The sequence below is a fragment of the Clostridium drakei genome, assembly GCF_000633595.2.
Lineage (GTDB): Bacteria > Bacillota > Clostridia > Clostridiales > Clostridiaceae > Clostridium_AM > Clostridium_AM drakei.
In genome coordinates, this window is record NZ_JIBU02000006.1 from 26,820 (window position 1) to 41,037 (window position 14,218).

The 14,218-nt window shown below is 28.4% G+C and carries 9 protein-coding genes; 8 read left to right on the top strand and 1 reads right to left on the bottom strand.

Going from position 1 to position 14,218, the window contains the following annotated elements; all coding sequences use genetic code 11:
- Positions 1-98: 98 nt before the first annotated feature.
- Positions 99-1,682 carry a P-loop NTPase family protein gene (locus tag EG57_RS0203740; RefSeq protein WP_032075953.1) on the top strand — a complete coding sequence of 528 codons (1,584 nt, stop codon included), beginning with the start codon at positions 99-101 and terminating at the stop codon, positions 1,680-1,682.
- A gap of 179 nt (positions 1,683-1,861) precedes the next feature.
- Here the strand turns inward: EG57_RS0203740 and EG57_RS0203745 are convergent, their stop codons facing one another.
- The gene (locus tag EG57_RS0203745; RefSeq protein WP_032075954.1) at positions 1,862-2,584 is read right to left on the bottom strand and encodes an alpha/beta hydrolase; all 723 of its coding nucleotides are present in this window, start codon (positions 2,582-2,584) and stop codon (positions 1,862-1,864) included.
- A gap of 457 nt (positions 2,585-3,041) precedes the next feature.
- Here EG57_RS0203745 and EG57_RS0203750 point away from each other — a divergent pair, with 457 nt between their 5' ends.
- The 7 genes from EG57_RS0203750 to EG57_RS0203780 all read left to right on the top strand — a co-directional run bounded on the left by EG57_RS0203750 (position 3,042) and on the right by EG57_RS0203780 (position 14,172).
- Positions 3,042-5,252: an AAA family ATPase gene (locus EG57_RS0203750; protein ID WP_032075955.1), complete on the top strand. Its 2,211-nt coding sequence runs from the start codon at positions 3,042-3,044 to the stop codon at positions 5,250-5,252.
- 2 nt (positions 5,253-5,254) lie between these two features.
- Positions 5,255-7,108, top strand: coding sequence for a UvrD-helicase domain-containing protein (locus tag EG57_RS0203755; protein ID WP_032075956.1), 1,854 nt, complete (start codon positions 5,255-5,257; stop codon positions 7,106-7,108).
- A 956-nt stretch (positions 7,109-8,064) separates the two neighbouring features.
- Positions 8,065-8,832, top strand: coding sequence for an ABC transporter ATP-binding protein (locus EG57_RS0203760; protein ID WP_032075957.1), 768 nt, complete (start codon positions 8,065-8,067; stop codon positions 8,830-8,832).
- Positions 8,819-10,801 carry an FtsX-like permease family protein gene (locus EG57_RS0203765; RefSeq protein WP_032075958.1) on the top strand — a complete coding sequence of 661 codons (1,983 nt, stop codon included), beginning with the start codon at positions 8,819-8,821 and terminating at the stop codon, positions 10,799-10,801. Before EG57_RS0203760 ends, EG57_RS0203765 begins: the two co-directional genes overlap by 14 nt.
- Before the next feature lie 200 nt (positions 10,802-11,001).
- Complete coding sequence (locus tag EG57_RS0203770; protein WP_032075959.1) at positions 11,002-11,877, top strand: RpnC/YadD family protein; 876 nt, start codon at positions 11,002-11,004, stop codon at positions 11,875-11,877.
- Between the two features lie 158 nt (positions 11,878-12,035).
- Complete coding sequence (locus EG57_RS0203775) at positions 12,036-12,770, top strand: response regulator transcription factor (protein ID WP_032075960.1); 735 nt, start codon at positions 12,036-12,038, stop codon at positions 12,768-12,770.
- 1 nt (position 12,771) lies between these two features.
- Positions 12,772-14,172: a sensor histidine kinase gene (locus EG57_RS0203780; RefSeq protein ID WP_032075961.1), complete on the top strand. Its 1,401-nt coding sequence runs from the start codon at positions 12,772-12,774 to the stop codon at positions 14,170-14,172.
- Positions 14,173-14,218 lie beyond the last annotated feature (46 nt).

The window sequence follows — 14,218 nt, forward strand, 5'->3', positions numbered from 1 at the left end:
GAAATTCAAACATACCCTTATGATTTTAATATTAAAGATTTTTTGTTTAAATAGGGTTACCCTATGATAAAATATAGATATAGGATGGTGAGACATTTATGGAAAAGAAATTTAATGTAACAGGAATTTGCATACCAAATAAACATTATATGGTAAATACATCAAATAAAATAGATAAAATAGTAAAATTAGTTAAAAATGAAGAGTATTTCATAATAAATAGACCAAGGCAGTATGGGAAGACTACAACACTATTTTTACTTGAAAAAACTTTAAATAAAAATGAAGATTGTTTTGTTATATTCATAAGCTTTGAGGGCATAGGAGACTTAATATTTGAGGATGAAACTAAATTTTCAAAAGGTTTTTTAAATATATTAAAGAGAACTGTTGAATTAGAAGATTTAGAACTTGCAGCTTTTATAGCTAAAGAGAAAAAAACAGTAGAGAATTTAGATGATTTATCAAGCTTTATAACACGATTAGTAAAAAACTTAAATAAAAAAGTTATATTAATGATAGATGAAGTAGATAAAAGTAGTAATAATCAACTATTCTTAAGTTTTTTAGGAATGCTTAGAAATAAATATTTACTTAGGAATATGGGAAAGGATTACACATTTCATAGTGTAATACTGGCGGGAGTGCATGATGTAAAGACTTTAAAAGTTAAGATAAGGCCAGATGAAGAGCACAAATACAACAGTCCTTGGAATATAGCCTCGGATTTTGATGTGGATATGAGCTTTTCATCAAAGGAAATAGTGACAATGCTGGATGAGTATGTAGAAAATAAAGGTGTGAAATTAGATAAAGAATATTTTTCAGAAAGGCTTTATTATTATACTTCAGGTTATCCTTTTTTAGTGAGTAAATTATGCAAGATAATAGATGAAAAGATAATGCAGGAAGACAGATTAGTATGGGACAAAGATTATATGGATTTAGCTGTTAAAGAAATCTTAAGAGAAAGTAATACTAATTTTGACAGTGTTATTAAAAATATTGAAAATAATAGTGAATTAAAGAAGTTAGTAAAGAAAATCATTTTAGATAATGATGAAGTAACTTATATATCTGACAATCCAGTAATAAATATAGGAATAATTTACGGTATTTTTAAAAATGAAAATAATAAAGTAAAAGTTAACAATAGAATATATGAGCAAAGAATTTACAATTATATGAGTTCACTTATAGAAACTTCAGTTAACATAGGTTATTATAATCAAAAAAGCGCCTATATAAAAGAAGATGGTACATTAGATATAAGAAGGATTCTGGTGAAATTTTCTGAATTTATGAAGCATGAGTATTCAGAGAAAAGAGAAGCATTTTTAGAAGCAGATGGAAGATTATTGTTTTTAGCTTTTATAAGTCCTATAATAAATGGAACAGGATTTGCTTTTAAGGAAGTTCAAGGTGGAGAAGAAAAACGTTTTGATATAGTTGTAACTTATAATAAAGAAATGTATATATTAGAACTTAAAAGGTGGAATGGGCAGGAGTATCATCAAAAGGGTTTAGTACAATTAGGAGAATACTTAGAGCAATATGGACTAGATGAAGGGTATCTTTTAATATTTGATTTTAGAAAATTAAATAATGAATTAGGAAAGTTGAAAGAAGCCACTGTAACCATAGGAAATAGGAAAAAGAATATAGTAGAAGCTTATTGCTAATGTAAGATGAGACAAAAGAGGTTTAGGCACTAAAATGCATCTTAAAAGGTAAACAATAAAAAGAAAGTAAATAAGAAAGTGTAATTTGCACTTTCTTATTTTTTTGTAGTAAAGTATTCGTATCAATTTAAAATTACACAAAGCTATGTGCGTTCTCAAGTCTGTGTAATTTACGGTATTTATATATGCATAAGCCATAACAGTGCTTTACTAAATCTTTTTGTAACTTCAGTAAAATGACCTCCATTGTTCCATTCCAGTATTATGTTTTGTGAAGACACAAGCTGTTTTGAGAATATAGAAAAAGTTTTTTCAGTGCAATCTCCAACTTTAGCCATACGTTGATTTCTACTGCGTTCTTCACTTTTTCCAAGAGAAAGGTATACTTTTGCAGTATTGTTTATAGGAGAATTACAACTCATGAATTCAATCCAACCATCATACCATAATGAACCAGATAAACTTCCAACTTTTCCAAAGGTTCCAAATAGGTAAAGGCTGTATAAAGTTGAAAGTCCACCTAATGAATACCCAATCAGTATAGTATGTTCAGGTTCGGTTTTTGTTCTGTAGTGTGCATCTATAAAAGGCTTGATAACATTAGTGAGGTTACTTAGATATTCATATGCACCCCCACTAAAATCTTCACTGTTTTTGCTTAAAGCTGGTGCAGGCCATGGAGAAAAATCATGATTCCAGTTTTTTGATTCAATAGTTACAAGTATAAAAGTGCTGCAGTCTACATCAAAATGATATTCTATAGAATTTATTATTTCTTCCATATTGTTATCTCCATTTATGTATACAACAGGGTAATTAATATCAAGTGCATTGTAGTTAGGTGGAAGATACAGCGAACAGTGATGTTCATTGATATTTAAATTTTGTATAGTTCCTTTCATGTTTTCACTCCTTAGAATAATTTAAATTGATAATTATTAATTTACATCAAATTATGGAGAAGTACAAAATTTTTGGGGTTATGTAGCACAACAAGGCAAATATTTAAGAGTTGTTGCAAAAATTAAAAGTTTTGATTGCTTAGAGGTTTAATTTTGAGTTTATAGGTATGCGAATTTGATATTTTATGAATTGTAACCATAATTTAGAGGAAATATATTTTTTTTGTAGAAATATATATATAATAATTGCATTATAGATATATTTAGGGTAATGGACATAATGTAGACAATGTCTATAACTGGAAGTAAACACAAATAGTGATTGAAAATCAATAATTGTGATATTTCTATAATTAAGTAATAATCTAGATGAGTTTTAGAGTAAAGATGAAAAATGTATTTTTTAAGAGCATTAAACATAACTTTATCATAATTTAAAACGGAGGGAATAATTATAATGAAAATAGCATTTGTTGATATTCAAAATTTTCGTAAATTAAAACAATGCCACATTGATTTTAGTAAAGAAACTACGTTGTTTGTTGGAGCAAATAATAGTGGAAAAACGTCAGCTATGGATGCACTTGGTAAATTTCTAGCAAATAGAAGTTTTGTATTTAATGACATTACGTTATCAAATCATGAAGCAATAAATAGCATTGGCATAGAGTGGGGGAAAAAAGAAGCACTACCTCCAGATACAATTGTTTTATGGGAGAATATTGTCCCAAGGTTAGATATTTGGTTAAATGTTGAAAATAATGAATTGCAATACGTTGCACATATTATACCTACTCTTGATTGGAAAGAGGGCATTTTAGGAGTTAGATTCATACTTCAGCCTAAGGATATAAGTAAATTGTTTGAAGAATATAGAGAGGCATATTTTTCAGCAAGAACAACTGAATCAAAAAATATTACAAATAGGTTAGTATTATGGCCAAAGAATTTATGTGATTTTATTGAAAAAAGATTTGGATCAATATTTGTACTTAAAGCTTATATTTTAGATCCAAGTAAGATTAATAATAATGTTCCACAAAATACAGATTTTCAAATGGAATGTTTTGAACAAAATCCATTGAATGGTTTGATACGTATTGATATGGTAGGAGCACAAAGAGGATTTACAGATCCTGTTTCAGAAGAAAATGGTGAAAAAACAATACATAGTGGTTCTTTATCTACACAACTTAGAGAATATTACGATAAGCATCTTGATCCAGAAAAATCTCCAACTACTGAAGATTTTGAGGTATTGCAGGCAATTGATAGTGCAAAAACAGTTTTTAATCAGAATTTAAAATCGAAATTTAAAACAGCTATAGAAGAATTGGAGGAACTTGGATATCCGGGGGTGAACGATCCTCAAATTACTATAGAAACAAAAGTTAATGCAACTGAAACTCTTAATCATGATTCAGCTGTTAAATATTCATTAGGAAGTGATTATGATAATGATTTAAAACTACCTGAAAAATACAATGGATTAGGATATCAAAATTTAGTTTCAATGGTTTTTCTTTTAATGCGGTTTAGAGATGATTGGATGCAGGTAGGAAAAGCAAAAAAAATGCATCGATTGCAAGAAAACAAAATACCACCACTACATTTAGTATTACTTGAAGAACCAGAGGCGCATTTGCATGTTCAAGTTCAACAGGTTTTTATAAAAAAGGCATATAATGTTTTAAGGAATAATTCATTCCTTAAAACACATCAAGATTTTTCAACACAACTTGTGATAAGTTCTCATTCAAGTAATATTACCCATGAAATGAATTTTTCTGATTTAAGGTATTTTAAAAGATTACAAGCTACAAAAAATTGTAAAGTTCCAACATCAGAGGTTGTTAACCTTACCGATGTATTTGGACAAGATAATAGAACAAATAGGTTTGTTACTAGATATTTAAAATCTACTCATTGCGATTTATTTTTTGCAGATGCACTAATATTAGTTGAAGGTTCTGCTGAAAGTATGCTGATTCCTCATTTTATAAAAAAGAAATACCAAGAACTTAACCAGAGATATATTAGTATATTAGAGATTAATGGAAGGCATTCTCACAGATTAAAGCCGTTAATTGAAAAGTTATGTTTGTTAACACTTGTGATTACAGACTTAGATCCAGCTGATGGAGATGGGTATCACAAAGCTCAATGTCCAGAAAGAAATAAAAAATTAATTTCTGGAAATTACGCAATAACATCTTGGTTACTAAATGAAAAATCATTGGATAGCTTACTTGATTTGCCTGCAGATAAAAAAATGGTAAATTTCAAATATCCGCATAATTACTCAATAGGTATAGCATATCAAACACCACAGAAAATATTATTTGATTCAAAGGAAGTCGAAGCACTATCAAGTACATTTGAAGATTCTTTGATATATGCTAATTTAGAATTATTTAAAAATCATAATGGGGATGGAATTTTTCAAATAGCTAATAGCGTAATTAGTAATTCTAAAACTTTTGATGAGCTTCATTTAGAATTATATTCAAAATTAAGGGAAGCTAGCTCAGACAAGGCAGGTTTTGCACTTGACTTAATATATTCTATTGAACCTGAAGAATTAAATGTACCGCCATATATTGATGATGGATTAGATTGGTTACAGAAGCAACTAAGACATGGAGTTGATAATTATAAGGAGGTATAATTATGGAGGAAAAAGAATTTGTAATTGATGATCATATTGATGATCATGTTGACGAAGAAATTAAAAAATGTTTTGATAAAAAAAATAAGAAGAGTTTTTTTACTTTTGCAGGTGCTGGTTCAGGAAAAACGAAAAGTCTCATAAATGCATTAACTTATATTAAAGATACGTATGGTTATGAACTTTTAACATATTCAAGACAAGTTGCTGTTATTACATATACAAATGCTGCGTGTGACGAAATATTGGATCGTATAAACTTTAGTCCATTATTTGCAGTTTCAACTATTCATAGTTTTTTATGGGAACTTATAAAAAATCAGCAACGCGACATAAAAAATTGGATAAAGAATAATACTGAAGAAGAAATTTTAGAATTGGAAAAACAACAATCAAGAGGGCGAGCTGGTGCTGCTTACGATAATAGAACTAAAAAAATAAAATCTAAAAAGGAACGTTTATTAAAAATTGAAACGGTAAGAAAATTTTCATATAATCCTAATGGAAATAATTTTAGATATGACTATCTTAGCCATGCTGAAGTAATTAAAATGGGATCAGAATTTATTGCTAAAAGTGATACTATGCAAAACATCTTAATTAATAAATATCCCATTCTTCTTATTGATGAAAGTCAAGATACAAAAAAAGAATTAGTAGATGCATTACTTTTTCTTTATGAAAAGCATAAATCAAAAATAGTAATTGGTATGTTTGGAGATACCATGCAAAAAGTTTATACAGATGGAAAAGAAGATTTGACATTATGTATTCCAGATGATTGGGTTAAACCTGTTAAAGTAATGAATCATAGAAGTTCCAATAGAATAGTTAAATTGGCGAATGAAATAAGAAAAAGTTTTGATGATAAAATACAAAGACCACGTTCAAATGCCAATGAAGGAAAGGTTCACTTATTTATTGCGGACAGTAATAGTGATAAATCTAAAATAGAAAATTTAGTTGCAGATTCTATGTATAAACTTACAGATGATGATAAATGGTTAGTAGCAACTGAATGTAAAACTTTAATACTTGAGCATCATATGGCAGGAAGTAGATTGAAATTTTTGGAATTATTCAAGCCGTTGTATTCAGTAGATTCTCTAAAAACAGGCATTCTTGACGGAACACTTCCTGAGATACAATTACTTACTAATAAAGTTTTGCCGTTAATCTTGGCTTGTAAAAGAGATGATAAATTTCAGGTTGCCAAAATGATTAAGCAATATTCTCCACTTGTTAATAAAAAAGCTTTTGGTGAAGCGACTAAGAAACCTTTATTATGCCTAAACAGAGCATATCAATCAGTAAAGAAGTTATGTAAATTATGGAATTATGGAAAGATTCCTACATGTTTAGAGGTTATTGAGAATATAGAGAGTACTGGTCTATTTGAAATTCCCAATAGACTACAAGGTATAGTTGATATAAAAAGTAATGAAAATATAGATGAAATTACGAACTCCTTAATAAAATCATTTTCTACACCTTTTAGCCAAATAGAAGCATATTCGGCATACATTAATAATGAAACATCATTTGCAACACACCAAGGTGTTAAAGGGCTTGAATTTACACGTGTAGTAGTAATTGTTGATGATGATGAAGCACAAGGTTTTCTATTTAGTTATGAAAAATTATTTGGTGCTAAAGAAAAATCAAAGACAGATATTAAAAATGAAAATGAAGGAAAGGATACTAGTATTGCAAGAACAAAAAGATTATTTTATGTTGCATGCACACGCGCAAAACAAAGCTTAGCAATTATAGCATATACGCATGATTGTAATGCTGTTAAACAAAGTGTAATTGAAAACAATTGGTTCTTAGAAAAGGAAATTACTATTTTCTGAAAATAATAAGTTATATTAGGATACTACATATTGAACTTCAATTATAACCAAATAATTAAAATTGTTTTTTAAGAATTTTCACATAAATTATAAGTAAAAATTAAAATACCTAAAATAACAATAGTTCTTTAACAACTTTTATATACTAACTATACAATTTTATACAGATTGAAACAAAGTTAAATTGGGATTATTGTAGAACATGAAATATTTATAGTGAATTAAAAGGGAAATGCTATTTAGAGAGTTTATAATTAATACAAGATTGAACTTAATAATATTAGATTCTAGTGATGTCTATAATTATACTAGCATGTTTAGGCTAATAACAAGAGTGCGACAAGAAGCGGCTTCTTCTTGAAAGATTAGTGCAGACTTTAGTATGATGTTCCAGTAGTATGGATATTTCCATCCAAAACTGCGTCGAGGGTAACCTTGAGGTGGGTTGCATATAAGTTATTTGTACAATATAAATCTTGAGAAAATTCTGGGGTGAACTTGATTTCTATAGAAAAATTAATCTAGAGATTTCAACATATTTAGAGTTTTCGAGAGTACTATAATAATTTGTAGAGGTGATTTTATGGTTTATAGAAAAAGTATTTTATAGGAGTGTAAAGCCATTTATGATTTAATATGTGACATGGGAAATAAGAAACTTTCATTTGATAAGTTAAAAAAAATCTATCATAATCAAGTTAATGATTCCCATTATTATTGCCTTGTGTGCGAAAAAGATAGCAAAGTCTTTATGTTAAGATTTTGCTATCTTTTTCTTATGACAATAATTCAAATTGAGTGATTTCCGCTTAAGCCAAATAAACTTAAGATGAAATTAAGATCATTTTAAATCCACCTTAAACTCATACATATACAATCTAACTGTAGTCAAATTTAGAAGACTAAAGGATTGATAATCCTTTAGCACAATATGAGGAATACAGGAGGAAATTTCTATGAATATAATGGAAGTTAGAGATGTAAAAAAAGAGTATGGTTCAAAAAATGGGGGAAGTAAATCAAATGCACTAAATGGAGTGAGTTTTTCTGTTCAAAAGGGTGAATTTCTTGGAATTATGGGGCCTTCAGGAGCAGGTAAGTCCACATTATTAAATGTAATATCCACCATTGATAGTCCAACCTCAGGAACAATTACACTGGGAGAAAAAAGTTTTTTAAATCTTAATGAAGATGAATTATCAATGTTTAGGAGAAAACAGCTTGGATTTATTTTTCAAGACTACAATCTTCTTGATACTTTAACCTTAAAAGAGAATATTATTTTACCACTTTCTTTATCTAAGGTAGATGTGGCAGCCATGGAAGAAAAATTAAAAAAAATTAGTGGAATCTTGAATATTGGAAACATATTAGGAAAATATCCATATGAAGTTTCAGGAGGTCAGAAACAAAGAGCAGCAGCTGCAAGAGCTATAATAACAGATCCAGAAATAGTCTTTGCAGATGAGCCTACAGGAGCACTGGATTCAAAATCTTCAACAGAGCTTTTAAACAACCTTTCTTTATTAAATAAGGATAATGAATCAACAATTGTTATGGTAACTCATGATGCATTTGCAGCAAGCTATTGTGAAAGAATTATATTTATAAAGGATGGAATACTCGATACTGAGATTGAGAAAACAGGCAGTAGAAAAGATTTCTATAATAAAATACTAAGCACTCTTGCTAAAGTAGGAGGTACTGAAAGTGACACTATTTAATCTTGGAATAAACAATGTTAAACACAATTTTAAAAATTATGTTTCTTATTTTATAAGTACATTAACCTCAATTTTTATTCTTATGATATTTTATTCTATATATTATAGTAGACAAATACATTCATTTAGTTCAGATAGGGTTAAGGTTGGTGCTATTTTTAAAGCTGCAGCTTTTGTAGTTATAATATTTTCAGCCATTTTCATAGGTTATGCTAATAGCTTTTTTATAAAAAATAAAAAGAAAGAAGTTGCTATTTATTCACTGCTTGGTATGAAGAAGAAGGAAATAGGCACATTGATGTTCTTTGAAAATATCTTTCTTGGGATATTAGCCTTAATTGTTGGTGTACCTTTAGGTGCATTTACCTCCAGGTTCTTCTTAAAAATGCTTAATGCATGTATGAAATCAAACAAGCCTATACAGTATACCTTTGATATTAGATCTATATTAATGACGATTTTTGTTTTTATGATTATATTTTTGTTAAATTCCATAAAAGCTTACGGAATAATATATAAGTTCAGGCTTATAGATCTTATACATGCGGCTAAAGAAGGAGAGAAGAAACCCAAATTTTCTAAGCTTCTAGCATTATTATCATTAATAATGATAATTAGCGGATATGTTGGTGTATTAAAAATGAATTTGGAGTCTGGAGGAGCCCAAATGCTGTACAAAGGTCTCCTTATAACGCTGCTTGTTATTGCAGGAACTTATATATTGTTCAACAATTTCATAATTTATATCTTTAAGTTATTTGAAAAAAATAAAAAAGCTTATTATAAAGGAGAAAATCTAATAGGAGTATCTCAAATAATCTACAGAATTAAAGGAAATTCTAATCTTCTGGCAACTATAGCGGTTGTATCTGCTGTTGCTATTACCGCATTAAGTTTTACATTTAGTCTTAATTTGACCCTTGATAAAGTTGCACCAAGTGGATGTCCTTTTTCAATAATGTATCAAAGTGGCAGCCAAGGATTAAATAAAAAAGTTGAAGCTGCTATTAATAATCATAAAGAGGTTAAAACAACTTATAAAACAGATATTGTAATGATAAATGGAAGTGGGCTCGCACAAAAATATAAGGGTCCCTTTGAGAAAGATTTAAAGGCTCCTTTTGATATGTTTATAATGTCTGCATCTGAATACGAAGATATTGTAAATAATTCAGGTTTTAATGATGGTACAGATATTGTGGATAGAGCTAAGAATATTAAAATTAATAAAGAAAATCAATGCTTTTTCATTGAAGTAAGTAATTCACTTGAGGCAAGAGGAAGGCTTGCAGGTGATGAACTTAATGCAACTATTGGAGGGAAAGCCTATAAACTTGATATCTCTGACTCAAGTAAGAAATGTGTTTTAGGAGTTAAACTTCAAAAAACAACTATAGTAGTACCAGATATATTTTTTAATAAACTTTTAAATGATAATAGAAATAATACAACTATTATAAGAGCATATAATTTTGATAATGTATTAAAAAGTGGAAGCGTTGTTGGAGAGATTTCTCAAATGATGCCAAAGGGCAAAATTTTTTCTTCTTACTATGACATGTACACTGAGGTTCATACTTTGTATGGAAGCTATGTGTTTATAGGTGCATTCCTAGGCATTCTCTTTGTTATTTCTACTGGAAGCATAATGTATTATAAGCAATTAACAGAAGCCTATGAAGATAAAAATAGGTACTCTGTACTTTCAAAAATAGGTTTGACTAAAAAAGAGACTTTAAGAATTATATCAAAGCAATTGGGATTTATTTTTGTAATGCCACTTCTATTTGGTATTCTTCATAGTATATTTCCACTTATGGCCTATATGAAATATCTCTGTGGCTTTTCAGTATCACAGATGGAATGGATGGGTATGACAATGGGAGTATATGTAGTAATTTATTTATGTTTTTATCTTCTTTCTATTAAATCTTATATGAAGATTATAAACAAAAGTACAGTATGTTAATGATATGTAAGAAAACCTCACATATAAAGAGGTATCACTCTTTAAATAATGGTTATCGAGTTAGGATATGGGATTATATTTAGATTTATATGTATTAACGTTGTTAGCAATGGGAGAATATATAGATAGGGATAATATAAAGAAAATTATAGAAAATCTAAAGTTTATTTTGTATAATTAATTTAAAAGGAGATGAAACTTTGTCAGCAAAAGGAATAACATATCAAGCAAAGGATGTACTTTTTAAGACTTTAAGTGAAATGTTTAAAGATAAGGCATTAATTATGTATGGATTGGATTATCCTAAGATAGTTGAAATGCTTCCAAATGAATTTCCAGAAGTAAAAGCAGATGAACGTAGGGCTGACAGTGTATTCTTATTGGAAGATGGTTCAATACTTTTGCTTGAGTATGAAAGCAATAATAGAATAACAGAGAACATGTATAAATATATTGACTATGTTTTGAGAATTTCAAGAAAGTATTATGAGGAAGACAAAAGTACTAAAAAAGTAAATGTTGCAGTGATATATGCAAGTAATATTGAAAAAGCAGAAGACATCTTTAATATAGGAAGTGTTGGAATAAATGTAAAGTCTGTGTTTATGAAAAATTATGATGGAGATATTATATATAAAGATGTTGAAGGTAAGATTAAAGAAGGCAAAATTTTAGAAGATATTGATCTTATGAATTTAATATTACTTCCACTAATGAGAAGCAAAAAGGATAAGCATGAAATTATTAAGGATACCATAGAATTAGCTAAAGAAGTAAATGACGAAAAAAATCAGTATTTCATTATAGCAGGAGTTTTAACTTCTACAGATAAGTTTATTGATGAAGAATATGCTAATGTGGTAAGGAGTTGGTTAAAAATGACTAAGGTAGAAAAAATATTTGAAAAAGAAAAAGAAGAGGCTATTAAAGAAACTAGGGATCAAGCTGAAAAGGGTAAAGCAATAGAAATAGCTAAAAACATGTTGCTGGACAATGAGAAGATAGAAAAAATAGTAAGATATACAAAGCTTAGCATAGAAGAAATTAATAAGTTAAAAGAGGTCATAGGTCTATAAATATATTTTAGCAAAGTTAAAAAGCTCAAGTCTCAGTAAATTTGAGACCTGAGCTTTTTATTTGATAACTACTTAATTTAATGCTGGTGATTTTTAGGTAAAACAAGCTATAACAACTATGTTTGTAAAATAATTAAATAATAAAGAGGTGCTTTAGAGTGAATTTAGTTAACAATGCAGATAAAAAAATACTACTTATAGATGATGAAGAAGATATAACAGATTTAATAGAAGATATTTTGTTAAAGGAAGGATTTAAGAATATCAAAAAAGCTCACTGTGGTTTAGATGGCATAAAAATATGTGAGGATGAAAAGCCTGATATAATAGTGCTGGATATAATGCTTCCAGATATTGATGGTATAGAAGTATGTAAAAGGATAAGGCAATTTTCTTACTGCCCCATTTTATTTTTATCAGCAAAAAATAGCGATGTTGATAAAATTGTTGGATTGAGTATGGGAGGGGATGATTATATTACTAAACCTTTTAGTCCAAAGGAAATTGCTTTTCGTATTAAGGCACAATTTAGGAGACAGCAGTATGATGGTATAAAGGAAAAGGAAGTCAGTGGTAATAAAAATGAGAATATAAATATTGGCAATATTTATATTGATAAGTTGCACAGCCAGGTATATAAAGAGGAAATAGAAGTAAAGCTTACAGCAAAAGAATACAAGCTTCTTTTATATTTAGCAGAAAACTCAAATAAAATAGTTAATAAGGAAAGATTATGTGAAGTAGTGTGGGGAGAGGATTATATCGGATATGATAATACAATTTCTGTTCACATAAGACATTTAAGAGAAAAGCTTGAGAAGAATCCTTCTAAACCAGAAATTATAGTTACTGTAATAGGACTTGGATACAAGCTTGTAAAAAGGAAGGAATAGAATGAAAAAATCAGAATATAAAATAATATTTAACTTATATTTTAAATTTTTTATTGGTCTTCTTATTTTAATTTCAATTTTTATGGGAATAGTATTGTATATATTAAATGTAAGTATTAGTAGTGAAAATAGTTATGCTAATTGGAGCAGCTGGCCTGGATATTTCACATCAAATTTTTATAAAAAAATTAGCTTTGAAGAAGGAAAACCAAAGCTTACGGATTCAGCAGTAAGCCAATTGAAGGAATACAAGCTTTCTTTTCAAATTGTTGATAAAAATGGAGATACAGCATTAGAATATAATGAACCTAAAGGAGCTTTAAAACACTATTCTCCAATAGATATAGTTCAATTGTACAAAAATGGATATAGTGCAGGAGATTATACTATGTTTGTTGGAAGTGTTAATAACAGAGGAGAAAAATGGACGTATATTATAGGTTTCCCTGCGAAAATATCAAAAATTACTATGTATGTGAATTATGATAAGTTTGCCAAGATTAAATTTATTATATTAAGTTTATTTATATTGCTCATAATTCTTGTTGCAGTTTATGGTATATGGATGAATCGTACATTATCTAATATAACAACGGCTATAAAAAGACTTGCTTCAAATGATTATATTCCTATAAAGGAAGAAGGAATGTATAAGGATTTGTTTTACAGTCTTAATCTTTTAGATAATAAACTTAAAGCTAGTGAAGAAGAGAGAAGACGAAATCAAACTTTAAGAGAAGAATGGATAGCTAATATTTCCCACGATTTAAAAACTCCATTGTCACCAATAAAAGGTTATGCGGAAATATTAACTGATGCTAAATATGATGTTAGTCTTTTAGATGTAAAAAAGTATGGAGAAGTAATACTTAGAAATGCAGAAAATGTAGAGGATATAGTTGAAAATTTGAATTTTACATATCAATTAAAAAATGGAATGCTTCCTATAAATCGCAGCGAGGAAAATTTAGTACGTTTGTTAAAGGAAGTAATTATAAACATATTGAACCACCCTAAATATGAAGAAAGAAATGTTATCTTTAATTGTATAGAAGATAGGATAAACTTTAATTTTGATAATACACTTTTGAGAAGAGCTTTTACTAATCTTTTATATAATTCAGTAATTCATAATGATGCAGATACTATAATAAAAGTTTCTGTAAGACAAGAGGACAAAATATATATAACCATAGAGGATAATGGAAAGGGTATGTCAGAAGAAGAAGTTAAAAAGCTTTTTGAAAGATATTATAGGGGTACAAAAAGTTCGATAAGTGTTAAAGGTTCAGGCCTTGGAATGGCAATTGCAAAGCAAATAATAGAAGCACATAATGGGAAAGTTAATGTGAAAAGTAAGTTAAATGTTGGTACAAGTATATATATAGAATTTATCAATTAATATTTTAAAGTGAAAATTAGTATAAAAATAAATGATCTGACGAAAA

What these genes read in the sequence shown, in the direction of transcription:
- EG57_RS0203780 (WP_032075961.1), top strand. Translation starts at nt 12,772, where the DNA reads ATGAAAAAATCAGAATATAAAATAATATTTAACTTATATTTTAAATTT.
- EG57_RS0203755 (WP_032075956.1), top strand. Translation starts at nt 5,255, where the DNA reads ATGGAGGAAAAAGAATTTGTAATTGATGATCATATTGATGATCATGTT.
- EG57_RS0203760 (WP_032075957.1), top strand. Translation starts at nt 8,065, where the DNA reads ATGAATATAATGGAAGTTAGAGATGTAAAAAAAGAGTATGGTTCAAAA.
- EG57_RS0203745 (WP_032075954.1), bottom strand. Translation starts at nt 2,584, where the DNA reads ATGAAAGGAACTATACAAAATTTAAATATCAATGAACATCACTGTTCG.
- EG57_RS0203740 (WP_032075953.1), top strand. Translation starts at nt 99, where the DNA reads ATGGAAAAGAAATTTAATGTAACAGGAATTTGCATACCAAATAAACAT.
- EG57_RS0203750 (WP_032075955.1), top strand. Translation starts at nt 3,042, where the DNA reads ATGAAAATAGCATTTGTTGATATTCAAAATTTTCGTAAATTAAAACAA.